The 26,079-nt window shown below is 28.8% G+C and carries 25 protein-coding genes; 21 read left to right on the top strand and 4 right to left on the bottom strand.

Annotation, left to right across the window (positions count from 1 at the left end):
• Positions 1 to 29: 29 nt before the first annotated feature.
• A complete protein-coding gene (locus KEC48_RS08435; protein WP_211961949.1) occupies positions 30 to 1,634 on the bottom strand; it encodes a transposase in 1,605 nt (534 codons plus the stop codon).
• A 236-nt stretch (positions 1,635 to 1,870) separates the two neighbouring features.
• Between KEC48_RS08435 and KEC48_RS08430 the strand changes: the two genes are divergently transcribed.
• The 16 genes from KEC48_RS08430 (at position 1,871) to KEC48_RS08355 (ending at position 20,574) form a co-directional block, all read left to right on the top strand.
• Complete coding sequence (locus tag KEC48_RS08430; protein ID WP_211961948.1) at positions 1,871 to 2,518, top strand: hypothetical protein; 648 nt, start codon at positions 1,871 to 1,873, stop codon at positions 2,516 to 2,518.
• Positions 2,519 to 2,536: 18 nt separating this feature from the next.
• Positions 2,537 to 3,253, top strand: a complete 717-nt coding sequence (locus KEC48_RS08425; protein WP_087358263.1) for a sortase B protein-sorting domain-containing protein — start codon at positions 2,537 to 2,539, stop codon at positions 3,251 to 3,253.
• Entirely contained in the window at positions 3,240 to 4,127 is an 888-nt protein-coding gene (locus tag KEC48_RS08420) for a MucBP domain-containing protein (protein WP_211961947.1), read from the top strand. The genes KEC48_RS08425 and KEC48_RS08420 overlap by 14 nt, the downstream gene beginning before the upstream one ends.
• Positions 4,128 to 4,250: 123 nt before the next feature.
• Positions 4,251 to 7,196 (top strand): vWA domain-containing protein, encoded by a 2,946-nt coding sequence (locus KEC48_RS08415; protein ID WP_211961946.1) that lies wholly within the window; start codon positions 4,251 to 4,253, stop codon positions 7,194 to 7,196.
• 18 nt (positions 7,197 to 7,214) lie between these two features.
• Positions 7,215 to 7,844, top strand: coding sequence for a hypothetical protein (locus tag KEC48_RS08410; RefSeq protein WP_211961945.1), 630 nt, complete (start codon positions 7,215 to 7,217; stop codon positions 7,842 to 7,844).
• 50 nt (positions 7,845 to 7,894) lie between these two features.
• Positions 7,895 to 8,377: a signal peptidase I gene (locus tag KEC48_RS08405; RefSeq protein WP_205090502.1), complete on the top strand. Its 483-nt coding sequence runs from the start codon at positions 7,895 to 7,897 to the stop codon at positions 8,375 to 8,377.
• An 89-nt stretch (positions 8,378 to 8,466) separates the two neighbouring features.
• On the top strand, positions 8,467 to 9,135 hold the full coding sequence (locus KEC48_RS08400; protein WP_211961944.1) for a hypothetical protein: 669 nt from the start codon (positions 8,467 to 8,469) through the stop codon (positions 9,133 to 9,135).
• Between the two features lie 36 nt (positions 9,136 to 9,171).
• Complete coding sequence (locus KEC48_RS08395) at positions 9,172 to 9,879, top strand: SipW-dependent-type signal peptide-containing protein (protein WP_211961943.1); 708 nt, start codon at positions 9,172 to 9,174, stop codon at positions 9,877 to 9,879.
• A gap of 105 nt (positions 9,880 to 9,984) precedes the next feature.
• Positions 9,985 to 10,479, top strand: coding sequence for a signal peptidase I (locus tag KEC48_RS08390; RefSeq protein ID WP_211961942.1), 495 nt, complete (start codon positions 9,985 to 9,987; stop codon positions 10,477 to 10,479).
• A gap of 53 nt (positions 10,480 to 10,532) precedes the next feature.
• Positions 10,533 to 11,195, top strand: a complete 663-nt coding sequence (locus KEC48_RS08385) for a TasA family protein (protein WP_211961941.1) — start codon at positions 10,533 to 10,535, stop codon at positions 11,193 to 11,195.
• 85 nt (positions 11,196 to 11,280) lie between these two features.
• Positions 11,281 to 12,108, top strand: a complete 828-nt coding sequence (locus tag KEC48_RS08380; protein WP_211961940.1) for a hypothetical protein — start codon at positions 11,281 to 11,283, stop codon at positions 12,106 to 12,108.
• 184 nt (positions 12,109 to 12,292) lie between these two features.
• Positions 12,293 to 13,231 (top strand): hypothetical protein, encoded by a 939-nt coding sequence (locus KEC48_RS08375; RefSeq protein ID WP_211961939.1) that lies wholly within the window; start codon positions 12,293 to 12,295, stop codon positions 13,229 to 13,231.
• Position 13,232: 1 nt separating this feature from the next.
• Positions 13,233 to 16,274 carry a hypothetical protein gene (locus KEC48_RS08370; RefSeq protein WP_211961938.1) on the top strand — a complete coding sequence of 1,014 codons (3,042 nt, stop codon included), beginning with the start codon at positions 13,233 to 13,235 and terminating at the stop codon, positions 16,272 to 16,274.
• Entirely contained in the window at positions 16,267 to 19,017 is a 2,751-nt protein-coding gene (locus KEC48_RS08365; protein ID WP_211961937.1) for a hypothetical protein, read from the top strand. Before KEC48_RS08370 ends, KEC48_RS08365 begins: the two co-directional genes overlap by 8 nt.
• A 193-nt stretch (positions 19,018 to 19,210) precedes the next feature.
• Positions 19,211 to 19,360 (top strand): hypothetical protein, encoded by a 150-nt coding sequence (locus tag KEC48_RS08360; protein WP_211961936.1) that lies wholly within the window; start codon positions 19,211 to 19,213, stop codon positions 19,358 to 19,360.
• Between the two features lie 842 nt (positions 19,361 to 20,202).
• Positions 20,203 to 20,574 carry a hypothetical protein gene (locus tag KEC48_RS08355; protein WP_211961935.1) on the top strand — a complete coding sequence of 124 codons (372 nt, stop codon included), beginning with the start codon at positions 20,203 to 20,205 and terminating at the stop codon, positions 20,572 to 20,574.
• Here the strand turns inward: KEC48_RS08355 and istB are convergent.
• From istB to KEC48_RS08340, 3 genes are read right to left on the bottom strand one after another with little or no spacing between them, the layout of a single operon-like run.
• A complete protein-coding gene (istB, locus tag KEC48_RS08350; protein ID WP_211961934.1) occupies positions 20,545 to 21,303 on the bottom strand; it encodes an IS21-like element helper ATPase IstB in 759 nt (252 codons plus the stop codon). The two genes, KEC48_RS08355 and istB, sit on opposite strands and share 30 nt — an antisense overlap.
• Positions 21,290 to 22,126, bottom strand: coding sequence for a DDE-type integrase/transposase/recombinase (locus tag KEC48_RS08345; RefSeq protein ID WP_211961933.1), 837 nt, complete (start codon positions 22,124 to 22,126; stop codon positions 21,290 to 21,292). Before KEC48_RS08345 ends, istB begins: the two co-directional genes overlap by 14 nt.
• Positions 22,123 to 22,548, bottom strand: a complete 426-nt coding sequence (locus KEC48_RS08340) for a hypothetical protein (RefSeq protein ID WP_211961932.1) — start codon at positions 22,546 to 22,548, stop codon at positions 22,123 to 22,125. The genes KEC48_RS08345 and KEC48_RS08340 overlap by 4 nt, the downstream gene beginning before the upstream one ends.
• A 201-nt stretch (positions 22,549 to 22,749) precedes the next feature.
• Here KEC48_RS08340 and KEC48_RS08335 point away from each other — a divergent pair, with 201 nt between their 5' ends.
• The 5 genes from KEC48_RS08335 (at position 22,750) to KEC48_RS08315 (ending at position 26,069) form a co-directional block, all read left to right on the top strand.
• A complete protein-coding gene (locus tag KEC48_RS08335) occupies positions 22,750 to 23,211 on the top strand; it encodes a hypothetical protein (protein ID WP_211961931.1) in 462 nt (153 codons plus the stop codon).
• Between the two features lie 98 nt (positions 23,212 to 23,309).
• On the top strand, positions 23,310 to 24,149 hold the full coding sequence (locus KEC48_RS08330; protein WP_211961930.1) for a PD-(D/E)XK nuclease family transposase: 840 nt from the start codon (positions 23,310 to 23,312) through the stop codon (positions 24,147 to 24,149).
• Between the two features lie 95 nt (positions 24,150 to 24,244).
• Entirely contained in the window at positions 24,245 to 25,108 is an 864-nt protein-coding gene (locus tag KEC48_RS08325; protein WP_211961929.1) for a PD-(D/E)XK nuclease family transposase, read from the top strand.
• A gap of 99 nt (positions 25,109 to 25,207) precedes the next feature.
• Positions 25,208 to 25,570: a hypothetical protein gene (locus KEC48_RS08320; protein ID WP_211961928.1), complete on the top strand. Its 363-nt coding sequence runs from the start codon at positions 25,208 to 25,210 to the stop codon at positions 25,568 to 25,570.
• On the top strand, positions 25,488 to 26,069 hold the full coding sequence (locus KEC48_RS08315; RefSeq protein ID WP_211961927.1) for a hypothetical protein: 582 nt from the start codon (positions 25,488 to 25,490) through the stop codon (positions 26,067 to 26,069). Before KEC48_RS08320 ends, KEC48_RS08315 begins: the two co-directional genes overlap by 83 nt.
• The last annotated feature ends 10 nt before the right edge of the window (positions 26,070 to 26,079 follow it).

Raw genomic sequence — 26,079 nt, 5'->3', positions numbered from 1 at the left:
AAATTTGTTTTTTTCATGTGCATATCTTTTTAATTGAGAAGCAATTTTTCCTTTTCTTCTTTCTCCTTTTTCAGGCGATATTTATGATATTTCCTTAAATTATAGCCTAGACACACAATGAGAAATTCCATCTTTGCATTTTTCAGTCCTCTTCTCGTGAATCTTGTGAATTTCATGTCCTGCTTGATGACTCCAAATGCCCCTTCAACCTGTATGCTTCTCTGTTTCTTTAATTCTTTTCCAAATTCCGTTGACAGATTTTCATCTACAACTGCATAGAATTCATCTAGCACTGCATCTCTTGTCAGGATTTTCTGATGTTTCTTGTTTTTACAGCATTCATCAATGAATGGACAGCCTTCGCAACCTTCATCACTTGTCATTTTTTGTTTGATTTGCAGATATTCTCCTCTTTCATCATAAATATCTCCTATATTCTGATCAAATACATGACCGTTTGGACATATCCTATTTCCTTTTCCATCTTTTTCCCAGTTCAATGTGTTGAATTTTTTATTCCTGAATTCCTTTTCATTCTTTTTGGCATACATTGAATATTTCATGTAGAGATTCATTCCATTTGACAAACAATACATATAGTTGTCGTAACTTCCATAAGCTGCATCTGCCATTGGATAAAGTGGCAGCTCTCCTGTGAAATCCTTATATCTTTCCATGAATGGTATGAATGTCTTGGTATCTCCTGGTCGCTGGAATAGATCTGCATTTACTATAATGCCATCGCTGACACCAATCTGTGCATTATAGCATGGTCTGCTTAATCCCGTATTGCAGTAAAAATCTATCTTAGTTGCACACATCGTCGCATCATGATCTATCTTAGAACAGCTGTTTCTATCATTTCCTATGATAAAAAGCCAGAATTCATATTCATCCAGCTTTGTATAATATCCAAGAAACAGGTCATACCATCTTTGAATTTCTGTCTTTCTTTTCCCTCTGCCATATACCATTTTTATATCATCATTAATCATCGTTTCCATAAGATACTGTACTATATAGCCTATCTCCTGTGCACAGTAAAAATAATGATATGGAAAGTCAAATCCTCTTTCCATGTTCATCTGAATGATTGAATCTGTTATATTAGAAAACAGTTTCATTCTTGCATTGAGGATTCTTGCCTTATATACAAAAGAATATTTGTTTGCATTGGCTTCTATTTTGGTACCATCAATATATTGAATTGATTTGTCAACATTCATGAGATTACAGATATTGTTGACTATATCAAAAAAGATATGGTCAATATCATCAATAAGATAATTCTTCATGAGTCGTTCAAAAGTCATATGGCTAGGAGTTGCCTCCTGCATGATATACATAAATCTAATATCATGTTTGCATAAAGATTCTAGATTTCTTACATCACAGTCACTGACCATTCTTGCAAGGAGAACAGCCTTAAGAAGCAATACGTTATCATATCCCTTTCTACCACGACGCTCATCTCTTTTTAGATATTTCTTAAGATTCACTCCTTCCAGCGCCTTTAAGAAAGAAACAACCTCATCGTCAGGATTAATTTTTATACCCAAATCTAGTGGCAAAGATAACTGAATTGCGTTATAATTATCAGTGTAATTAGATTGCATAAAATTTAAAGATTCCATAATCTAATTATACCAAAAACGACAATGATAATCATTAAAGATAATCATTGTCGTTTTCTTTTTTAGGTGACCTTACGAATATTTATTTCGTTACAGCCCCTTTTTTAGGTAATAGATTTTTTGTAAAAATTATTAAAAAAATATTTCTATGTGACTTATGTGTGACAATCAAAGTTTATACTAGAGATAGAATAGTTTAATCTATGTTTAAATTGAAAGATAGGAGCTTGATAGAAATGAAAAAAGATAGAATAGTGAAATTATGCGTGGCGGTTATTTTTGTTTCCGTTTTAGTTGTTGGTGGGTCTATTGCATTTTTTAGAGCTGAAACAAATGCAACAAGTCCAATGAGCTCTACAAATTTAGGAATTGAATTGATGGAGGGAAAAACAGAAGAAGGAACACAGACATTAAGTGATGGAACAGTTGTTTTAGATAATGTGAGTCCGGGAGCGACTATTGATAAACAATTGTATGTAGAAAATGTCAAAGAGAGTCCTTCTTATATTAGAGTGACACTTACAAAATACTGGGAAGATGCTGATGGTGTAAAGTTACCAGAAAAAGCAGCTGAACAGATTATTGTAGATCCTTTGGATGAAACAAATTGGATTGTTCAAAGAGATGAGGCTAATGATGAAGTCATCTATATGTATTATAAAGCACCTATTGAAACTGGTGAAGTGACAACGAATTTCTTGAATCAAGTGAAGATTGCTCAAAGTGGTGCTGATTTAGATAACAGCTATACAAACTTAAAAGCTAAGGTTGATGTAGAAGTTGATGCAATTCAACAATATGCAGCTCAAGATGCAATTTTAGCTGAATGGGGATTAGAAGTGGCATTTGATCAAAATGGAATGATCACTCAAGTTGAGGAATAGAAGGGAGAGTAGAAAAAGATGAAGAAATTATCTGCATTATTAGTCATGTTTTCTTTGTTTATTCCGACTATTAATTCAGTTCATGCAGCTGGAAATTCAGTGATTACATTTGATGGAGAAGCTGAAAAATTCATTAATACAAATAATGAAGGAGAAGTTTTTAATCTTGAAGGAATGTATCCTGGTGAAACAAGAACAGAAACATTGACATTGGTAAATAATGATTATAGAGAAATGAATTTCTATATGAATTCTAAAATATTAGATGAATTTGGAAATGAAACATCTACTGGAAATATGGCTTATGATTTTAATTTTAAAATCAATGGTGAAGATTTATTTGATGGTTTAGTAGGTGGAGAAAATAATGTTGGTGAAGGAATGATGGAAGATAACATCCTTATCGCAACATTAGCTAAAGGAGAAAGTGCAACATTACAGATGAGTGTAACAGCTGATGGAGATACAATGGATAACACTTATCAAAATGCTACTGGTTTAGTTCAATATACATTTAGTGTTGAATATGATGATGAAGCTGCTGCACAAACACCTCAAAGAGTTGTGAATACTGTTGTACAGACTGTAACAAATAGAATTGAAAAAGCTGTCAAAACAGGAGATCCTGCAACACTAGGATTATTTGGTGTTTTATTAGGTGGTAGTGTTGTTGGTATTGTTTATTTAGTAGCAACAAGAAAGAAAAAGGAGGAAGATCAAAATGAGATTCACTAAGATATTATCTAAAATCATCTTGAGTCTAACTCTGATGTTTGCATTTTGTTTACCTTGTTTGAATAATGTAAAAGCTGCAACTTCATATGATGTGATTTTTAGAGCTGGAGCACATGGTTCATTCAATGGTGAATCAAAATATGTTGTTGAAAAAGAATATGGAACAGCTTTTCCAGATGATCCATATTATGAAAATGAATTAGCTGTTGATGATGGCTATATCTTTACAGGATGGAATGAAGAGATGCCAGAAACAGTGACAGGAAAAACTGTATTAGTCGCAAAATACACACCTTTAGTAGATGGTGTAGAATATAAAATCAGATACGTTGATCAAAATGATGTTGATATTGTGACACCTAGACTTGCCATTGGTAATGTCGGTTCATCAGTAACAGTCACAGCTAAAACAATTAATGACTGGCCAGTTGATCAAAGTACAAAAACTATTCAATTAACAGATGGTACAAACGAAATTAAGTTTGTTTATACAGTACCAGAAGATGAAGTTCAAACAGAATATGTCACTGAATATGTGACAAATACAGTTGATGAAGTAGTGACAGTACCTGCCACTGCAGGAACGGCTACAACAGTTGGTACAGGAACTGGTGTTGGTGGAGCTGCTGGAACAGCTGGAACAACAACTGGTGGAGATCAAGCTGTCGCTGGTGAAACAACTGATATTGAAGACAATGAAACACCACAAGCTGGTGCAGATGGAGAAACAACTATTGAAGATAACGAAACACCTCAAGCTGGAGCAAAAGACTCTGGTTCAAACAATGCAATCTATATTGCAGGTGGAGCAGGAGCTGTTATTCTTATTGCCATAGTTGCTTACCTATTAAGCAAAAGAAAAAAAGCTGAATAAAGATTAGAAATTTAGACATATCTTTTCTATTTGTGACTGTTATGTGACTTATAAGTTATATAATAGTCACATGGAAAGAGATATTATGTATAAATATATAAATAAAAGATAGGAGGATAAACTATGAAAATAGGAAAGTTTAAAAAGATAGCTGCTATTGGTTTGGCTTTGACTATGGCAATTGGACTACTATATACAGGTAGTACAGTTAATGCGACTGATGAGAACATAGATAAAACAGCTAATGTTGATAATGATAATATAGTTAGTTTTACAGATGTAGGTCCTTTTATGGATCCAGTCTTTATATCAAGTAATCAAAAAGTTAAAATGGCAAGAATGTCAAAGAATACTAATGGATATACAAGTACAACATCATATGCAGATGGTGGTTTAGTTCTTGACAAAAAAGCAAAATATGTGGATTCTGGTATCAATAAGGGTAAATATGAGATTACACTAGAAGCATATACGACTGGAACTGTAAAAACTGGCAATGTTGTACCGACAGACATTGTATTGGTCTTAGATGATTCAGGAAGTATGAATTATACTTTTGGTGATGCTTTAAAGTTATCTGAATTGGATAAAACAAAACCAGAAGGATATTATTGCTATGGTGAAAGGGATGATACTAGTACAAATCTTGAAGATTTAAAATACGTTGAAGGACTTGGATGGCAATATTACGATGCAGAATGGTCGTGGGATGAATTAGGTTACGTATATAGCTGGAAAACTGCACCAAATAATGGTGATTATTATGTTGTTAGAACTGAAATGTTACAAGACGTATGTAAGACATTTATCGATAGTGTAGAAGATTCATCAACAGATACTGCTCGTCATAGAGTTGCTATAGCAACGTATGCATCTAGTGGTTATAATAAAGATAATATGAGCATTGATTTTCAATATGTAGATAATCAAACTGGGAAAAATGGACTATATGATACTTTAGATAATTTAGAACATAATGGTGGTACTGATTCTTCTATAGGTTTAAATAAAGCATATAATTATTTTAAAAATGATACACTGACTGGTGAAAGAAATAGAGTTGTTATTATGTTTTCGGATGGTGAACAAGATAGCAGTACTGCAAGAAGAGATTCTTTAAACGCATCTTATAAATTAAAAGCTGGAACTGATGTAATTGTTGGAAATAGATATCCTGAATATGGTATGGGTAGTACTGTATATACAGTAGGTATTTTTTCAGGTGCTGATCCAAATGATAATATTTGGGATTCTACTGCAAATAGATTCATGCATTATGTTTCAAGTAATTATCCTACAGCAAAAAATATGATGGGTAGCTATGAAGGAGGTAATAATGGGTATTATTTATCTGCTTCTAATAGCGATGATTTAGCTGATATATTTGAGAAAATTGCTGATCAAATTCAACCATCTGCAAAATTAGGACCTGAAACTACTATAAAAGATTTTATGTCAGATTATTTTAAGGTAGATAAAAGCTCTGAAGTAAAAGTTTATACACAAGACTATATTGGAAGTAATAACTTTTCAGATGATAAAGATGATATTACAAATCAAATAGCAATTACATCAAATGATAATTATGTATATGTTAACGGATTTGATTTTACAGAAAATGCAGTAGTCGATGGAAGTGGGACAATTTCTACAAGTGGAAAAAAATTAGTGATTCAGTTCTATGTTGATAGAGTTGACGGATTTATTGGAGGAAATGCTGTTCCAACGAATTCAAGTAGATCTGGAATGTATGAAAATATTAATTCTTCTAACCCATTAGAAGTAGAATCTAGTGATGTTATTTTTGCACAACCAAAAGTTGATGTAGAAATTAAATATGATGCTACAATTAATAAAGCGGCAATGTTTGCTGGTGATAAATGGTCAGACTTTGATACATTTATTGAATCTATTAATAAGGATAATGGTGTATATTATAAAATCGATAATGTTGAATATAAATTAAATGGAGAAAATAATAACTTTGTTGATATTGTTTATACCATTAAAGATGGTGATAATGATGTTTATACTTATAAAATAAATGAAGGAAATAATGGTGTTGGAAGTGAAGTAGATAGCATATATTTGAATAGTCTTATGGATTCTAATAGTGATAAAGATTATGAAGTTGATGTTAAGGTTACTCCTAAATATGATGCTATAAATAATGATTATGATAATTTAGATATTAATAAATATACAAAATCAGAGAATACCAAATTATATTTATATATACCATATATTGATTCCCATGATAATCAAATTATGTTGGGTGATAGTGTAACATTTAATAATGAGATGATTAATTTAACTGAATGGAAATCATTAACTGATGAAGGAAAGGATGTAGTACCAACATATAATGGTATTAAAAATAATGCTCCTGAATTGAAATATTCTGTTTCCGGAGAAGATGTTAGTAATAATACATTTAAACCTTCTAAAGAAGGAAACTATAATTTCAAGTATACTGTAACAAATTCTCGATCTGATTATTTAATTACAGATGTATCTAAATATAAAGAAAATTGTGATAGTGTTGTTGGTGACACCGATACCAATTATGATGTTTCTAACAATAATGTTATAGTTCATGTCAAAGACGGAGAAATTATAATTGATAAAATTCTAAATACAGAATCTGGGAAATTACAAGTTGATGAGAGTGATGGTACACCAATTTTTACTTTCCAAATTGATAAAATGAATGGAGACGATGTTGAAAAATCATACTTTAAGACAATTAAATTAGTTAAAGATGATGGTGTATGGAAATTACCTGAGGAAGTTAAAATTACAGGATTAGAAAAAGGTACTTATAAAGTAACAGAATTACCTAGTATGAGATATAAATTTGCTAATGTTAAAGTAAATAGTGGTACTGGTAACGAACAAGATGGACAGACTGTTACATTAGACATCGATGCTCCTGAAGCAATTTACGTATATACAAATGAAGTTAAAGATACAAAGTATGATTCAGACAATGGTTATCTAGTAAATAAAGTTATCAAAAATGATGATGATTCTTATTCAATGGTTAAGGATCAAAGTAGTGAAGGATAGTAGGGAGGCGGATATATAATGAAAAATAAGATTATTAAAAATAAAAAATATATTGTTATATGTTCACTATTCTTCTGTCTTTGTGTAGGAGTAACTCTTGCTTTGACATCTATGGTTGGTAATGAATTAACAAATAGTTTTACATTAGGAAGTGTTGAAACTGAAATTGATGAAGATAAGCCTAACATTCATGGTGATCATATTGATAAAAAACCATATGTTAAAAATACTGGAACAAATTCTGCATTAGTTAGAATGAGAGTGACAATTAGTCCAGATGAATTAATAAACAAATATGGTATCAATTTAGTTTACAATGATAAATTATATAAATATAATGATAGCGAAGATAATTGGGATAATACAGACGATTATTGGGTTTATAGTGGTGGTTTTTGGTATTACACAGGTATTATTGAAGCAAATGAACGAACTGAGCCTTTATTTACAAAAGTAACAGGTAATAATATTATTGGAAACAATGGTCTTATTTCTGAATTGGAAGGTTTAGAAATTACTGTTTACTATGATTCAATACAAAGTGTTGCTCGTGGTGAAAATGATGTTGAAATTAAAGCAACAACTGGTGATATCAATGATGATACTACTCGACAATTATGGAGTATATTTGATCAACAGAAAAATTAAAGAAACTGACTCATCAGTTTCTTTTTTTATAAAAGATAGGAGTTTAAATGATGGTAAGTAAAGTATGTAATATATTGATGAGTATAATTATCATAATTTTAATGATTACTGCTGGATTATTTATTGTTCCACAGATTATTGGTTATAAGAGTTTTGCAGTAGTTAGTGGTAGTATGGAACCTAATATTCCAGTGGGCTCAATTGTTTATGCAAAAGAAATTGAATTTAATGAACTTCAAGAAGGAGATGTTATTACTTTTTATTCAGGTGATAACATTGTTACTCATAGAATTGTTGAGATTACTGATAATGACAAATCTTTTACGACAAAGGGTGATGCGAATAATGATAATGATGGAGGAAAAGTATTATATAGTGATATTATTGGAAAAGTTGTTTTTTCTCTTCCATTCTTAGGTTATATTAGCATGAATATTAAAACGCCTTTGGGTATTGCTATGATTTGTGCTGTTATATTTGTTATTTTATTGCTAAATTATATTCCAGAAATTTTTAATGAAGAAAAAGAATAAAATTATTGAAATTATATATTTATGTGACCGTTGTGTTACTAATTGATATTATAATAATAATATCAAAATAAGAAATGGGGTAGAAAATAATGAAAAAGAGTACAAAAAAATTAATTTTAAGTTTAGCTTTAGTTGGTACAGTAGGGGTAGGATCAACATTAGCTTATTTGGCTACTACTGGTAATACTGTAACAAATAATTTTGTTTCTGGTGATGGATATCCAGAAGGAATTAATTCAGTTTACATTGATGAATATGATATTGCTGCAAAAGATGGTAGTAGAACTAAAACTAGAAATGAGTATACTAATGTTTCTGAAGGTGGTACATTAACAAAAGACCCACAAGTTCATTTGGTTGCAGATTCAGTTAAAAGTTATATACTTGTTAAAATTGAAGGGTTAGATGCTAATGTAGATAAATTAACACCAAAAGTTACTAATAGTGAAGATGATGTTGATAGTAATGGAATTCATGATGCATGGACAAAAATTAGTACAGAGGAAGGATTAGATGGTATTTATAAATATAAAACAACTGTAAACGGTGGCACACATATTGAAGAAAAATTGTTTAATCAAATTTTAGTTGGTGATGACATTGATAGAAATCCACAAGGAGAAGCTTCTTTTACCGATATTACTTTGTCAGTTTGTGCAATGCAAGCAGTTACTTATAATGATGGTACAGAAGTAGAAGTGGCTTTTAATGCAGAAAATATACCTCCTGCTTTTGTTGATGGTTACACTATTGGTTGAGTAAAAATTGATTAATATTTAAAGAGGTGGATAACGATGAAAAATAAAAAATTAGTTAAAGCAGGAATATCTTTATTGCTTGTAGGAGTAGTTGGTGTTGGTGCAACTTTAGCTTATTTAACAGATAAAACTGATCCTGTTAAAAATACATTTACAATTGGTGAAGGATATGTAGATGATGATATGTCACAAGCCTTAGTACTTGATGAAAAGAATACTAGTACTGAAGAAGATGAAAAATGGTCAAACTTTGAAGGTAGAACAATAAGTGGTAATGCATATGAATTTATTCCAGGAGGAACATATGAAAAGGATCCTACTGTTCATTTAAGAGCAGATTCAGTTGATAGTTATCTCTTTGTAAAGATTACTGGATTGGATGATTTATTAGGAACTGGTTATTATTTAGATAAAGAAGAAGGTTATATTAATGAACATTGGAAAAAAATAAATAACACAGGAAAATATGATGGAATCTATACTTATGTTGCTTCTCAATCTGATGAAGAAGGATTAGTAATTAATAAAACAAATGTATCTTTAACAAATAAAGATAAACATCAAGTTGAATATTATAATTTAGAAGCAATTTTTGAAAAATTGTTACCAAATAACAATATAACTAAAATGCCTGCAAAAGGAACTCCAATTGGTGAAATTAAGGTTGAAGCATGTGCTGTTCAAGCAAAAAATAATTCTTATACGAATGCTGTAACACAAGCAGAAGGAATGTTTACTATTTAAATTATTAAAAAATGAGGTTTTACCTCATTTTTTAATATATATATAGAAGAATACAGATTATTGATATGATAAATCATATGATAATCTAGATAAAGGATGATGAATGTGAAGTTATCAAAAGTATTTAATATTTTAGCAAACATAATCATTGCACTTATCGTTGCATTATGTGCAGTGATTATGTTACCAAAGGTATTTGGTTATGAAGTTTATGGGATATTGAGTGGTAGTATGCTACCGAATTATCCTATTGGAAGTATTATATATGTACAACATGAAGAAGCAAATAACATTGAAGTAGGGGATGTTATTACTTTCAATATGGCGGCTGGATCAGATGTTGTCGCAACCCATAGAGTTGTAGAGATTAATAGTGAGGAAGAAACCTTTACTACAAAAGGTGATAATAATGATACTGTTGATTCATCACCAGTATCATTTGAAAGATTGATTGGTAAGGTTGTTTTATGTATACCAATGCTTGGTTATATTGCTGATTTTATTCAATCTACAAATGGTATTATTGCTGGTGTAGGAGCAATTGTTATGGTGTTTGCATTATGGTTTTTATCTGATTATTTTAAAAAGCATAATAAATAGTAAAATTTATTTGATATGTGACTACTGTGTGACTTAAAAATTGTATGATATATGTGTATTATAAATCACATTTTAAAGGAGGAAAAATAATGAATAAGAAAAAACTAGGAACTGGATTAGTTGCTTTAGCATTAGTTGGAGTTGTTGGAATTGGTGGATCATTAGCTTGGTTTACTGATACTGAAAGTAGAACAAATACTTTTAGTACTAAGCATATTGATATTACATTAACTGAACCTCGTTATGATGAATTACAAAATAATGGTAAAGAATATATGCCAGGAGATACTTTTGAAAAAGATCCTACTATTACTTTGTCTGGTGATAGTGCACCAGCATACGTGAGAATTAAAGATGTTGATGTAAAAATTACTAAACAAGATGGAACAACAGAAACTAGAGATTTAGAAAATTTCTTGCCTAAATTTGATAATGAAAATTGGGTTGCATCAGGAGATGGAAATTATTATTATCAAAAAGTATTAAATGCTGGTGAATCTACTACAGCACTATTTAGTGAAATTACTATTCCATCAAATTTGAACAATGACTATGTTAATGCTGATTTTGAAATAGTCATTGATGCTGAAGCTGTTCAAGCTGATAACTTTGAAAGTTCATTAGTAACTGACGGAGATGGAAATATTAATGGTTGGTTAATTGGTAATGATCAAATTCAAGAATATGTTGATTTAACAACTAATGAAGGAAATTAAAAAAATAGAATTATGGGGTTGTAAAACCCCATTTTTATATTTTATTAGATTGCATTATAAAAATTTTATATAACAGTGAACGAAAATGAATGCAGATTATATATTTGAAAAACTGAGTGTATTTGATATTTATTCTATAATCATACCTGGATTTATGATTTTATTAGGTGTATATTCGTTAGTTCCAAATATTATGATTGATTTTATAAGGAATGTTAATAATATATGGATTACAATCATCACTGTAATATGTGTTAGTTATTATATTGGTATTATTTTGTCAAAGATTATTTCATTAATTATGGTATTAAATTTTAATGATGTAATGAAGAAAATTTTTTTCTTATTACTTATTTTATTAATGATTTTGATAAATGTGGGAACTTATTTTTTATGTTGTTTTAATACTATTTTTAATTTTATTCTAGTATTTGATAGTGTCAGTATATTTTTAATTTTTTATTATTCAAAATATAGAAAAAAAGAAGAGGATTTGAAAAGCAATAGATCTAAAATTTTGTTAGATATTTGTTATAGGTATTTACAGAAAGCATTTCCAAATTTAAAAAGCATATATGGAGAAGAATTGTCAGAAAATATAGTATATGAAATATTAAATATAATGTATCCACTGATAGAACTTGATCATAAATATCAAACAACAATAAAAAAATATACTACTTTTCTTTCTTTGTATAAAAATATGATTATTGTTTGTTTGTTTTGGAGTGGTATTTTTAGTTATTATTTTATTTTCGGTGAAACGAATGTTAATTATTTGTATTTTATAGGCTTTATATTTAGTTTAAATGGATGTTTCGTTATGATAAAAAGTTATAATTCTTATCAAAGAATAGTGAATAGAATAAGTTTGATGTTTTTAATAGACTATATAGAAAATAATAAAAAGTAGAATTAGAATAAATGTCAAAATATGTGACAATTATGTGACCTGATTATTGTATTATAAATATGTAGTTATTTGACAATATTTGTAAATAGTAGATATGGTCAAGTATGCACTTTGACTTATGGGTTGAAGTGCTTTTTTTAAACTAGAATTGTAAGCGATTGCAACAAAAAGGAAGGATATGGTTATGGGGAATTTATTTGGGAAGTTCACTTTATATGACATTATTTCTATGACGATACCTGGTTTTTTAGTGATGCTAGGTGTTTGTTTAGTTATTCCGGGTACAGTTCATCAATTCGTGGTAAGTGTTGATAATTCATGGTTTATATTTGTGATAGGGATAAGTGTAAGTTATTCTGTGGGTTGGATTATATCGGAGATTTCTAAATGTATTATAAAGGTGAATTTAAAGTGTAAAAAAGGATTATGTGTAAGTTGGGGTATTGTTTTTTTAGTTGATTTTGGTATGTTTTATGCTTTGAGTCAAATGAATTTTCGTTCTTATTCTTGTTTTATTAAAATAATATTAGTTGGAATCATTGTTTTGAATTTCATTTTATTCATTATAAGTTGCTGTTATTGGAAGTCCTTGAAAGATAAAGAAAAAAATCAAAAGAAAAAGGATGAATATGATAAAGAATATAGTATTTTAATGGAAAAATGCTATGGATATTTAAATGAGGAATATCCTGGTTTTGATAAACAAATGGAAGGTGAAACTGATATTATTAAAAAGGTTGAAGTGATGGCAGAGTCAGCTGATTTATTAATTCAAACTGATGATAAATATCATAGATTACATAACTATAGTTCTTCTAAGTCTTTTTCTAAAAATATGGGGACTGTTTGTTTATTTTGGATAGGTATTCTATTATATCAATTGTTTTATAATTCAAAAGATATTTGTTTTGCTGTTGTTTATACTTTAGGTATTCTTTTTTTGTTATTTAGTTTTGTTGCAATGCAGAAAAGATATAAAAGATTTAAAAAGAAAATGGAAGTTTTAATTGTAACGTATTATTTAGATTTCTTAGAAAATAAGAAGAATAAAGATTCAAATTACAATACAAATCAATTTGATTTAAACTTAAATATCAATAATCATGATGGGAGGAAATCATAAAATGGATTATCATAAACATAATAGTGCTCATTTAGGAGCAAGAAAACTTGAAATTGAGAATGTTAAGTTAATGTTACCTTATATTGAAAATATTAGGGATTATATTGATAGTTTTAGAAATAGTGCCAAAAATTCCTATATGAATCATCAACATTTAAAAGAGTTATATTATGAAAAGTATGACAATTTTATTTCTATTTTAGGAGATAGGGGTTTAGGTAAAACTTCTATTATGTTGACAATTATTGATGAAATAAAGAGTAGACATTATTTTTGTGATAAGGGAGAAGCTCAAGATCAAGTTATTGATTTGATTGCTCCATTACTTGTTCCAGATGATATGAGTGATAATAGTGATATTTTAGGTTGGATTATTGTGACATTGGAGAATATGTTTTATCGTCAACTTAAAGTTTATAATACAACATCTTGTTTATTGAATAGGGATAGTGAAATTAATAAACATGAAGAGTTGGTTATGGATTGTTTACATAATCTGAAAAGAAATTATCATCATCGTAAGGAATCATATAAGACTATTGTTGATAAAACATATCGTAGTGATGTTGAATATATAGATGAAGCAACATTAATCCAACAACAAGATTTAGAAATTGTTGATTCTTTTAATCATTTAATTGATGCAATGATAAATTATAAAAAATATCTTAATCATTCATTATATAGATGTGATGATGAACCACTTATATTCTTTTTCTTTGATGATGTTGATGTCACAGCACAATATTGTGAAGGTATTTTTGAAACATTTTTAACGTTTTTATCTAATGCTCATATTGTGACTTTTATAAGTGGTGATTATGATTTGTTTTTACAATCAGTGACACTTAAATTGTTAGAAAAAGAAAAAATATATCATTATGGACTTGATAATATATATTTATTTGGTAAAACTGAAAAACAGTATCAAGCTATTGAATTAATCAAAAAAAGAGCTGAATCCTTTTTAAAGAAAGTATTGCCTCCAATGTATCGTTTTGAAATACGTTGGTTGGATAATGAAAAGAAAAGTCAAATAAAATATAGTAAGTATGAATCAAATACGAACAGAGAAAACTTATGGTTAGATAAACCCATTAAATATTTATTAAAAGAGGTAATTGATAAATTATCAGAAAAAGGTAAAGACAATGATTTTTTGGTATACAAACATATAGATATCTTTCCATATTATTCTGTTTTTAGTCGAAGTGTTAGAGGTTTTATAAATGTTTATTTATATTTAGTGGGACAAATTAATGCATTATCCAATATACAACAAGTTGATAATAAGAAGAAATTAAAATTTATGGAAGAATTTTTACAGGTTCTTTTGAATTCTAAAAATACGTATCGTAAGAATCTCAAAAATATTTCAAGATACTTATATATTAAAAAAGGTGAAAAGAATGATGAATATAAAAGATTGAGGATTGATTGTGAAGAACTTAAGGAAATTATTAAATTGAAAATAGAGGAAGCACAAAAAGAAAATCATCATCCATATATAACTGATGAAGTCAAAGACGAAATTCAAGCATTAATTATGTTACCATTATTTATGAATGAACTCCAGAACAAGTTATTTAATAAATATGAAAATCGTTATAAACGTATAAGAGATAAAGTGAAAAATATCATATTGTATGAGTTTGTTAATCATTTTAATAAAAATATAACTATGTTTTTACCTGGTCAATTAGACTTAGAAGAAATTTTATTGCTTTATTCTTTTATTACAACAAGAATGTCTATGGAAGCTATACATGCTATGAATGGTGATGTTAATCATACAAGAAAAGAAACAGCCCTTTATAATGAAAATAATGATAAAAAGTATCTTGTGCAAATTATGAAAGCAATAGTTAAAATATATGAAGGTGAAATATCTACAAATATATTTGATAAGCAAGGTGAAAAGGAATCAGAACAACTGTCTGTTCAATATGATAATGCTTTGTATGGTGATGTTTCTAACAGATTGACATGTGAAGAAAAGATTATGGGACTTTTAATTGAGAAGTATAAAGATAAAAGCTATGCATGGTTATTATATTTAAGAAATCTTATCATAAATAACTTATCTTTATCATCTCATCTCTATCCTTATACAAAATTTTATGAAAAAATAGAACCAATGTATGCTGTGCTTTATAGTATATATGATAAGAATGAAGATATTCAGTCTTTGCAAGATGTCATAGATTTTTGTGAGATGCTTAAAGATGTCTTTAATGATAAAAATTTAATTTCATATATTAATGAAGGCAACACAAAAGACATCAATCAATTTTATAAGGAAGTATTAAATTTTTATTGTAATAAGATTGAAAATATATCTTATGAAGAAAGTTCTACTGTTCCTCGCTTTGTTTATGATTTAGAAAATTGTAAACTCATAGCAGATATATATTATAATAATCCTTTACCGAAATTGAATATTGAAAAGTTTTCTGAATATAATTTTATAAATCAAAAAGAGGTTTATATTGAGCTTATCCAAGATAATTTAGAAAGTCATGCTTTTGAGAAGATATTTTTATCTACAAAGATGGTACTTGATTATTTAGAGTTAGAACTTAAAAAAGTCCTGACTGAATATTCAGAAAATAGATTGAATGAATTTTTTAATGAATTAATTAATAATGTTATGGTGATGATAGGAACAAGTATGAATAACTTTGATTTTGAAAAATGTGTTTATAATGAATTATTGCATACATCTTATGGAAGAAATATAAGCAATCATTTTATGGAAGAAATGCAAACGTACCTCTTACACTCTACAAATGATATGGATGTAATAGATGAAATTTGTAACTATGTATATGAGCAAGTTAATATATTTGCTGATGCTATAAAAGATGCAAATAACGTAAATAGAGATCTCATTTTAGCTCAGAGTCAATTTTATATGTATCTCATACCTATTTATATTGTGAGTACTTATTTGTATGATTTGAATTGTACAAATAATATTACTGAAAAGAAATTTTTCTTGAACTTATTAGGAGTTATTAATGAGGGACTAGAAAATGAATAATTATAATTTAATTATTAAGATAGCATTAATGACGTTGCCTTTTCGCCATTATCAGTTTATAAAAGAGGACTATTATTATCAGTATCGTATTAAAAATATAACATATAAAGATTTTATTTATGCAATGTTCAATATTATTAATACTGAGTTTTATATTAGAGATTCAGATGAATTTATATTGATTTTGGAGAGTATCTTTCCTAGAAGAGAAGATGACGAAATATATGTAGATGAGTATCATAGACATGACAGAAATGAAGATGAAGCATATAAGGTTTGGAAGTTCTATTTTGGATTATTGGAACAATTAGGAAAATCTTTATTATTGATAAAGGATTATAAAGTTTTTTTGAATCAGGAATATATAGATGTTAAAAATGATCTTTTTGCTTTATATAATGAAAATCAACGTATTTTAATTTGGTACTATTTATCAAGGTTTATGGATATGGGATTGGTTATTATCAATCATTTACAAAAATACATAGAATGTATTGATGCATTTGTAAGAAGCAAAAATGGAATACATGTTCATTTATTGAATCATTATCAATCACACATGTTTCAAGATGGTTTTTATGAAACACATGTTCATTTTGGTGGAGCTATAGGTTTTAATGTTCAATGGTGGTCAATTGTAGGAAAATTTCCATATAGTAAAACAACAAGAGATGTTTTAGATTCTTTAAGTAGTTTAAATGGCTTAAAAACTGATAGCTTTCAGTATGATGTCTATATGATGGCTTCGATTATTTATCGCTATGTTATGATGAAAATAATATACTTCTATAAAGAAGAAAAAGAGAGAAATCATAGTATAAACAACCGAGAGTATTTAGATTATATAAGTTATGAGCATAAAGAATTTATTTGTCAATATGCTGATGTAAACTTTTCACGAGAAAGTATTCGTCAATTAAACTATATGATCAATGAAATTGATAAAGAAATTAAGAGAAAAAATGCAGAATATGAAGATTATATAGGTGTATTTATTGGTGATGTAGAAAAAGAACAATATGAAAATGTATTTATTTTTCACTGTATACGTTTTTTAAGAGAATTGAAAGACACTGAGGAAAAAAATTTATTAACAAAAGCATTTTTTCAATATGTGCGTATAAAAAATAGTTTCTTTTCTTTAAAAGTTCAAACGTATTCTATTAAAGGTTTGTCCTATTTTAGAGAGTTTTATCATGCTTCAAATTCAAATAAATGTTTATCTGTTAAAGAAAAAGTGAGTGTAGTATTAAACCATTATCATCATTCTGAATTGATTAAGGGTGTAGAATTAAAAGTTTCTGCTTCTTCTTGTCAAAGTTTTTCTGGAATGATTGGAAGTTATAGTAAACAAATTCAAGATCTCATTAACTATTATTATAAATGGTGTGAGCAGTTGGATGATCATAGTATTATTACGAAGTTAGGTTATATTTTGATGTTTAAAAAAGAACAGGCTGATATGTCTCAAAAAATTTGTTTTGAAAAGTTTAAAAAAAATAATGATTATACCCATTTAAGTTATGGAAACTTACAAATACAAACATTAGCAACGATGATGGCTGTTCAACATTTAAGAAATAAAGTCGATGGCTTGGAAAAGATAATAATTGGTATAGATGTTGCTGGTAATGAATATTATTGTGAACCGTATGTATATGCACCTATTTATCGCTTTGTTACAAATCCATATCATGAAATTATGGAAGAGTCACAAAATCCTGCTTTAATGGAATTGTATAATCAATATACGATGTTTCCTATTAAAGATTTAGGGCTTACTTATCATGTAGGAGAAGTTTTTTCAAGCATTGTCAGTGGGTTAAGGCATATTGATGAAGTCATAACATATTTTAATTATGTAGAGGGAGATCGTATTGGACACGGATTAGCTTTAGCAATTGATTTAAAGAGGTATTTAAGAGATAAGAAAGTGACTCAAATCAAAAAGGGTGAGTACTTAAAAAATCTTATTTGGATTTATATGAAAATCTCTAGAGATGGACTTCAACTTAATGTTATTGAGAGTGAGTTGAGAAGTAAGATATTAAATGTTTTCCGATCAATATATTCTCAAAATAGTGATAGTACAGTTGATATTCATACTTTGATTGATTGGTATCTTTATAGTTTTACTTGTGTAGATAAAAAATATGTTAAAATGTTAGCTGATCAAGATGGTTGTTGTTTTAAACATATATGCAATGACAAAAATGTACAAGAGAAACAAAGAACGTGGTCTTTGCAAGAACTATTAGTTGCTGATAATTGTTGGTATTATGTTAGAAAAATGAATGAAACAGTTTTGATTCAAGAAAATATGTTTGACTATGATTTATATAATGTATTGCAACAAAACGTTAGGCAGAAAGTTTCAAATAAAGGTGTCATAGTAGAAATTAATCCTGTTTCTAATAGCTTGGTAGGCGATGTGGACGATGTCACGTTATTACCATATTTAAATATGGATACTATTGGATTTGATCAAGATGCCAGTAAAAATGTATTGATGACGATTAATACAGATGATCCTGCTATTTTTAATACTGATCTTGTTTTTCAGTTTTCTTTGCTAGAGGCACAATTCACTAATATGGGCTATTCTAAAAAAGAGATTAACGAATGGTTAAATTTTGTTAGAAGCAATAGTCACTATTCGACATTCCTATCTAATAAAGAAATTACTAAAGAAGATGCGATTTCTTTTTTGGGAAAATTGAGATTAAAACTGAAAGATATTTGATTTTATAGTTGAAGAACGGTTAAGCTTTAGCCTCAGTTATTCATAGTATTGCATAATCATGAATAACTGAGGTAATAATTCCTTTGATTCCTTTGCTACCACTCAAAATGATTCGTATTTGCATTATGGAAATTAATATGTTATAATATAACTGAAATTTTTTTGTTTAAGGAGTGGATTTGATATGTATGTGATGAATCGGGCAAAACAAGTAAAAAGTAAACCTTTTACAAGAAAAAAATATACTGTTAATATATCTAGACATCGTAAAGTACTAGATTATAATGCTGTACAAGAAAGAAAAGAAATGGTTGAAAATCGACTCGTGAGAAAAGTTTTTTAATAAATAATTTATTGTTTACAATACATGAATTGATATTTGATAGATGTGAGATTATGTCTTGTTTTTCTATTGTTAAAATTATATATGAGTTTATTTTGTCTTTGAAAGTGAGCATTTATATTAAATGGTTTTAATTTAGTAAGGAGAGCTCTCTTTTTTTATGCTTTCAATTGAAATAAAAAATTATTTTTTGAAACAATGTCATACAAAAAATAAACTTTGATATATATAGATTTATAGTGGAAAATCAAATAGGTATATTTGACTATGTGACTATAACTATTTTTTTTAATTAATCATAAATGGTAAAAGTGGTGCAGTTATTGGATTTAAGTAGAAAAGGATATAACCAAGACGTTATTTATAAAGATAATTGATCATGTGTCATTAATAATGTTTATCGTAGTGCTTTATTAGCGTTGGTTTTGAGAAAAAGGTTATTGCTATGAGATGTATAGAGTTTATTTATTATGAATGAATAAGGAAATACAAAAATAAAGAATGAATAAAGGTTGTTTGAAGCTGTATAAAGAAAGGAAGTATAGAAAAGATAAGAGAATGGATATGTTATTTGTAGAAAGTGCATAAGATGAGATAAAAGCTTACCAAAGGATGTATGAAGCATAATAGCAAAGATGATATAGCACAATATTTACAATAAGCAAATATTGTGCTATATTTGTCTTAGAAAAAGATTTTTTAACTTTTTTGTCTAAACAAGAAGTAAAATGAAGCATTTAATGCGTATATATATAATAGAGGGACATTTCTTGAACTGTTTTATCACTCCTTAAATATTGAAGTTGTTGTTAACTATAAAAATCAAAAAGGAGGAAGAAACAATGAATGAGAAATATCTAGAAGTTTTAAAAAAATTAAGACCTATTGATGATGCTTTTATGAGAATGGTATTCAAGGATTGTCAATGTGTTGAACTATTGATGAAACTCATATTTGGTGAACAGTTTTCACTCAAGAGATTTGAAACACAGGAGGATTATAAGCAAGTGGGTCATCGATCGGTGGCATTGGATATTGTTGTATATACGCATGAAGGAGTCATCATAGGCATAGAGGTAGAAAAAAGCAAGGACAATGCCTCACCTATAAGGGCAAGATATCATGCCAGTGTACTGGACTGTGACCAGTATAAAAGTCAAGATAATTTGACCAATTTGTTGCAATTAAGTGTTCTCAGTTTTTTTAGGATTTAATTTATCTTTGATTCGATAAGATGGACCTGTGATATTAAATAAATATGAATAATGAAGAATCCTGTCTAATATGGCTTTAGTTATCATTTCATCATTTCCTAATATCTGTGACCATTTATCAAATGAAATATTGCTTGTAAAAATAGTAGATCGTTTAGTATATCTTAAATCAATCAATTGAAAAAATAATTTAGCTTCCAGTGGTGTTATTTCATTAAATCCAACTTCATCAATGACTAGCAGCTTATACTTATAAAAGAGTCTTAGTTTTCTTTCTAATGTCCCCTCATTATATGCCTGTCTTAGTATATTGATTAATTTATTAAATTTAATAAAATATACACTATTTCTTCTTATAGCTACTGTATATGCAATTGCTATTGCCAAATGTGTTTTTCCAGTACCAGGGTTACCTACAAATACGATATTTGTAGCATTTTCATAAAAATCCGATTCAATAATAGATCTTATTTTTTCTTCTTTTATACCTGGCTGAAAATTAAAATCATAATCATCAACTTTTCTTAGAAAAGGAAATGCTGCTACTTTTACATTATAAAGTCTGTTATTCTCCTCTTTAGCTATCACTTCCTTATTCAGTATCTTATGCATTACATGCAGTTCTTCTTCAGCTATTTCATTATTCATTACTAATGAATTTAAATATGAATATGCTGATTTCAGTTTTAAATAATTCAATTGTTCCAGTACATCATTAGTCATTGTCATAAATTATATTCTCCAGTTCTTTTAATATTATTTGATTGCTTTCTTTAACTGCCTGCTTATCTGTTTTCTTATAATAAAGTTCATGTTCTTCTTTTATATTAAATTTATTATTAGTAATAGGATGTTTTTCAATAATTTTTCCGTTATAATATATAAGAAGTTCTTTGTTTTGGACCACTAGTCCGACACGTTTTCCAATATATTCTTGTGGTAGGGAATATTTATTGTATTTATACTGGAATAGTGATTCATTTGTAACATAGACTTCATTTAATTTAAGGTGATACCTGCTTCTGATTTCTTTGCTGGGTAACGGAAGCAGATCACCTTTTCTTTCTAAAAGAAAATTTCTAGGAAGCCTTGTTGCCTGTGAGGAACGTTCATTATCCTCGTTATTGATTATTTCCAGTTTGTCATGTATATCAGATAATCCGCTATAATAACCGTTATAATTTTTAAGCTGATCCACTATTTTATTTTGTGTCTCAGTTTTTCCTTTGGTTTGAGGTCTATATGGCATACATGGCATAGGTGTTATTCCATAATCTTTACAGAATTCTTCAAATTTACTGTTTAATAAAGCTTTATCATCAGCTGATTTACGAGGCTTTTCTACAAATGCTTTAAGATTGTCAATGACCAGTTCTTTAGGAACACCACCGATTTCTTCAAATGCCTGGGCTAAAAATATTAACAGGTTATCAGTTGTAGGTTTTAATATTACCTGCCTGTAATTATATCTTGACCATGATAAAGTCAGAGTAGGAATATATACTACTGTCTGCGTGCCATTTTTATCTGTAAGTTTAACTTTTTCTTTCATATCGAACTGAGCCTGTTGACCAGGATTGGTTTCAAAACGTTCGATAAAAGAATCGGTTCTGTTATTTTTAAATTTACTATTGAGCTCTTCGTTATCCTTAATGTATCTGAAAATGTCGAACGTGTACAGGTGATACCATGTTCACGTTTCATAAAATAATAAATATGATCGATATAATCAAAATTTCTCTGTTCATCACACAAATATTTGTATATAAGATCTTTATAATCATCTAAATATCTTTTTCTGTTTCTTGTTTTTTTAGGTGCGATACCGTTTAGCCTTCTGCTTAGTGTTTTTCGGCTACAGTTTAATTCTCTTGCAAGTTTAGAAACATTCAATTTAATTTCTCCTTCCTTATAGGCTCTGCTTAACATTAAAGCCTGATCCAAATTATTTATTTTAATGACTGCTGTATTCAATATAATTCACTCCTTTACAGGAAAGAATTATATCAAAAAAGATTACCCTGATTAATGCAAAGTGTAACCACTTATCTGCAACAATTTGGGTAATCTTATTTTAACTTTTATAACCAGTCCTATCCAGGAGAAAAATGGAGTCATTTTCCAGAGATGTATGTTGTCTTTATATGTGAGGAAGATGTATTAAAAAATGAGAAAATGTTTGATCACATACAAAGATATCGAGAAGATGGCAATGTGTTTAAAGACAAGCTACATATCATTTATTTAAATGCATCAATGCAGGATGATACACCATTAGGGAAGTTAATGCATGATATGCTGTGTAATGATCCTGATGACATGTATTATGAGGTTTTAAGAAAAAGAGTGAGTTATTTTAAAAGACAAGAAGGAGGAAAGAGGACTATGTGTGAAGCATTAGAAGAATTAATTAATGAAGCAAAAAATGAAGGTGAAGAACGTGGAGAAGAACGTGGAAAATTAATAGGTGAAAAACAGGGACGCATTTCTTCACTTATCGATATTTTAATGGATAAGTTTCCAGATATGGATTTGCAATGGGTATGGAAATGTAATGAAACACAGATTAGAAGAATTCAAAGTAATATACTGACAAATATTAATTATGATGATTTCTATAAATTAATTCATTCATAACGATCAAAGGAACATTGAGTTCCTTTGATATGATAAAGAATCGTTCCTTAATATTGAAGATGAAGTCAACTATAAAAATCAAAAAGGAGGAACGGTCAATGAATAAGAAATATCTAGAAGTTTTAAAAAAATTAAGACCTATTGATGATACTTTCATGAGAATGATATTCAGGGATCATCAATGTGTTGAACTGTTGATGAATATTATCTTTGGTGAACAGTTTTCACTCAAGAGATTTGAAACACAGGAGGACCATAAGCAAGTAGGTAGTCGATCGGGGGAATTGGATATTGTTGTCTATACGCATGAAGGAGCAGTCATAGGCATAGAGGTTGAAAAAAGCAAGGATAATGCCTCACCATTAAGGACAAGATATCATGCCAGTGTACTGGATTGTGACCAGTCCTATCCAAAAGAGAAATGGAGTCATTTTCCAGAGATATATGTTGTCTTTATATGTGAAGAAGATGTATTGAAAACAAAACGATTAGTGAGTCATATTGAACGCTATATTGACAAACAGGAACAGTTTAAAGATAAGTTACATATTATCTATTTAAATGCATCAATGCAAGATGAAACACCATTAGGGAAGTTAATGCATGATATGATGTGTAATGATCCTGATGACATGTATTATGAGGTTTTAAGAAAAAGAGTGAGTTATTTTAAAAGACAAGAAGGAGGAAAGAGGACGATGTGTGAAGCATTAGAAGAATTAATTACTGAAGCAAAAAATGAAGGAAGAAAAGAAGGAGAGGATATTGGTGAAAAACATGGACGAATTGCATCAGTTATTGATATTTTAAAGAATAAGTTTCCAGATATGGATTTACAGTGGGTATGGAAATGTAATGAAACACAGATTAGAAGAATTCAAAGTAATATACTGACAAATATTAATTATGATGATTTCTATAAATTAATTCATTCATAACGATCAAAGGGACTTGAAGTCCCTTTGATATGATAATCGTTCCTTAATATTGAAGATGAAATCAACTATAAAAATTATAAGAAGGGACGATATTAGTGAATGAAAGATATCTAGAAGTATTAAATAAATTAAGACCTATTGACGATACTTTCATGAGAATGATATTCAGGGATCATCAATGTGTTGAACTGTTGATGAATATTATCTTTGGTGAACAGTTTTCACTCAAGATATTCGAAACACAGGAGGACCATAAGCAAGTGGTTAGTCGATCGGTGGAATTGGATATTGTTGTCTATACGCATGAAGGAGCAGTGATAGGTATAGAGGTTGAAAAAAGCAAAGACAATGCTTCACCTATAAGGGCAAGATATCATGCCAGTATATTGGATTGTGATTTGTCCTATCCAGGAGAGAAATGGAGTCATTTTCCAGAAATGTATGTTGTATTTATATGTGAGGAAGATGTATTGAAAACAAAACGATTAGTGAGTCATATTGAACGCTATATTGACAAGCAGGAACAGTTTAAAGATAAGTTACATATTATCTATTTAAATGCATCAATGCAAGATGAAACACCATTAGGGAAGTTAATGCATGATATGCTGTGTAATGATCCTGATGACATGTATTATGAGGTTTTAAGAAAAAGAGTGAGTTATTTTAAAAGACAAGAAGGAGGAAAGAGGACGATGTGTGAAGCATTAGAAGAATTAATTAATGAAGCAAAAAAAGAGGGTGAAAATATTGGTGAAAAACGTGGAGAAGAACGTGGAAAATTAATAGGTGAAGAACGAGGAGAAATTAAAAAATTAATGAAATTGCTGTTAAAGAAATTTCCAAACAAAAACTTTGAATGGGTGAAGGAGTGTAGTAAAACGCAATTAGAAAAGATTGATGATTATATCTTTTTGAATATAAGCTACAATGATTTCTATAAGTTAATTCATTCATGACTATCAAAGGAACTTGAAGTTCCTTTGATATGATAAATAATCGTTCCTTAAATATTGAAGGTTTAATCAACTATAAAAATCAAAAAGGAGGAACGATCAATGAATGAAAGATATTTAGAAGTATTAAATAAATTAAGACCTATTGATGATACATTCATGAGAATGATATTCAGGGATCATCAATGTGTTGAACTGTTGATGAAGATTATCTTTGGTGAACAGTTTTCACTCAAGAGATTCGAAACACAGGAGGACCATAAGCAAGTAGGCAGTCGATCGGTGGAATTGGATATTGTTGTCTATACGCATGAAGGAGCAGTGATAGGTATAGAGGTTGAAACAAGCAAAGACAATGCCTCACCTATAAGGGCAAGATATCATGCCAGTATATTGGATTGTGATTTGTCTTATCCAAAAGAAGGATGGAAAGAGTTTCCAGAGATATATTGTTTTTATATGTGAAGAAGATGTGTTAAAAAATGGTAAAATGCTAGACCATATACAAAGATATCGGGAAGATGGTAATGTCTTTGGAGATAAGTTACATATCATTTATTTGAATGCATCAATGCAAGATGAAACACCATTAGGAAAGCTAATGCATGATATGCTGTGCAATGATCCTGATGAGATGTATTATGAAGTGTTAAGAAAAAGAGTCAGTTATTTTAAAAGACAAGAAGGAGGAAAGAGGACAATGTGTGAAGCATTAGAAGAACTAATTACTGAAGCAAAAAAAGAAGGAGAAGATATTGGTGAAAAACGTGGAAAATTAATAGGTGAAGAATACGGAGAAAAGCGAGGTAGAATTGCATCACTTATCGATATTTTAATGAATAAGTTTCCAGATATGGATTTACAGTGGGTATGGAAATGTAATGAAACACAAATTAAAAGAATTCAAAATAACATATTAGCAAATATGAATTATGAAGAATTTTATCAGCTTATTCATTCATAACTATCAAAGG

Origin of the sequence: Clostridium sp. C1 (assembly GCF_018223625.1) — a bacterium.
In the GTDB taxonomy this organism is placed as follows: domain Bacteria; phylum Bacillota_I; class Bacilli_A; order Erysipelotrichales; family Coprobacillaceae; genus Allocoprobacillus.
Note: the sequence above shows the minus strand (reverse complement) of the source record. Positions and strands in the feature narration are given on the sequence as shown.

Excerpts from the sequence above, each read along its gene's own strand:
- KEC48_RS08425 (WP_087358263.1), top strand. The coding sequence starts at position 2,537 with ATGAAGAAATTATCTGCATTATTAGTCATGTTTTCTTTGTTTATTCCG.
- KEC48_RS08420 (WP_211961947.1), top strand. The coding sequence starts at position 3,240 with ATGAGATTCACTAAGATATTATCTAAAATCATCTTGAGTCTAACTCTG.
- istB (WP_211961934.1), bottom strand. The coding sequence starts at position 21,303 with ATGACAATGACTAATGATGTACTGGAACAATTGAATTATTTAAAACTG.
- KEC48_RS08395 (WP_211961943.1), top strand. The coding sequence starts at position 9,172 with ATGAAAAATAAAAAATTAGTTAAAGCAGGAATATCTTTATTGCTTGTA.
- KEC48_RS08355 (WP_211961935.1), top strand. The coding sequence starts at position 20,203 with ATGAATGAGAAATATCTAGAAGTTTTAAAAAAATTAAGACCTATTGAT.
- KEC48_RS08335 (WP_211961931.1), top strand. The coding sequence starts at position 22,750 with ATGTTTGATCACATACAAAGATATCGAGAAGATGGCAATGTGTTTAAA.
- KEC48_RS08435 (WP_211961949.1), bottom strand. The coding sequence starts at position 1,634 with ATGGAATCTTTAAATTTTATGCAATCTAATTACACTGATAATTATAAC.
- KEC48_RS08370 (WP_211961938.1), top strand. The coding sequence starts at position 13,233 with ATGGATTATCATAAACATAATAGTGCTCATTTAGGAGCAAGAAAACTT.
- KEC48_RS08375 (WP_211961939.1), top strand. The coding sequence starts at position 12,293 with ATGGGGAATTTATTTGGGAAGTTCACTTTATATGACATTATTTCTATG.
- KEC48_RS08405 (WP_205090502.1), top strand. The coding sequence starts at position 7,895 with ATGGTAAGTAAAGTATGTAATATATTGATGAGTATAATTATCATAATT.
- KEC48_RS08365 (WP_211961937.1), top strand. The coding sequence starts at position 16,267 with ATGAATAATTATAATTTAATTATTAAGATAGCATTAATGACGTTGCCT.
- KEC48_RS08320 (WP_211961928.1), top strand. The coding sequence starts at position 25,208 with ATGAATGAAAGATATTTAGAAGTATTAAATAAATTAAGACCTATTGAT.
- KEC48_RS08315 (WP_211961927.1), top strand. The coding sequence starts at position 25,488 with ATGCCAGTATATTGGATTGTGATTTGTCTTATCCAAAAGAAGGATGGA.
- KEC48_RS08330 (WP_211961930.1), top strand. The coding sequence starts at position 23,310 with ATGAATAAGAAATATCTAGAAGTTTTAAAAAAATTAAGACCTATTGAT.
- KEC48_RS08410 (WP_211961945.1), top strand. The coding sequence starts at position 7,215 with ATGAAAAATAAGATTATTAAAAATAAAAAATATATTGTTATATGTTCA.
- KEC48_RS08400 (WP_211961944.1), top strand. The coding sequence starts at position 8,467 with ATGAAAAAGAGTACAAAAAAATTAATTTTAAGTTTAGCTTTAGTTGGT.
- KEC48_RS08430 (WP_211961948.1), top strand. The coding sequence starts at position 1,871 with ATGAAAAAAGATAGAATAGTGAAATTATGCGTGGCGGTTATTTTTGTT.
- KEC48_RS08345 (WP_211961933.1), bottom strand. The coding sequence starts at position 22,126 with ATGAAAGAAAAAGTTAAACTTACAGATAAAAATGGCACGCAGACAGTA.
- KEC48_RS08360 (WP_211961936.1), top strand. The coding sequence starts at position 19,211 with ATGAATCGGGCAAAACAAGTAAAAAGTAAACCTTTTACAAGAAAAAAA.
- KEC48_RS08380 (WP_211961940.1), top strand. The coding sequence starts at position 11,281 with ATGAATGCAGATTATATATTTGAAAAACTGAGTGTATTTGATATTTAT.
- KEC48_RS08415 (WP_211961946.1), top strand. The coding sequence starts at position 4,251 with ATGAAAATAGGAAAGTTTAAAAAGATAGCTGCTATTGGTTTGGCTTTG.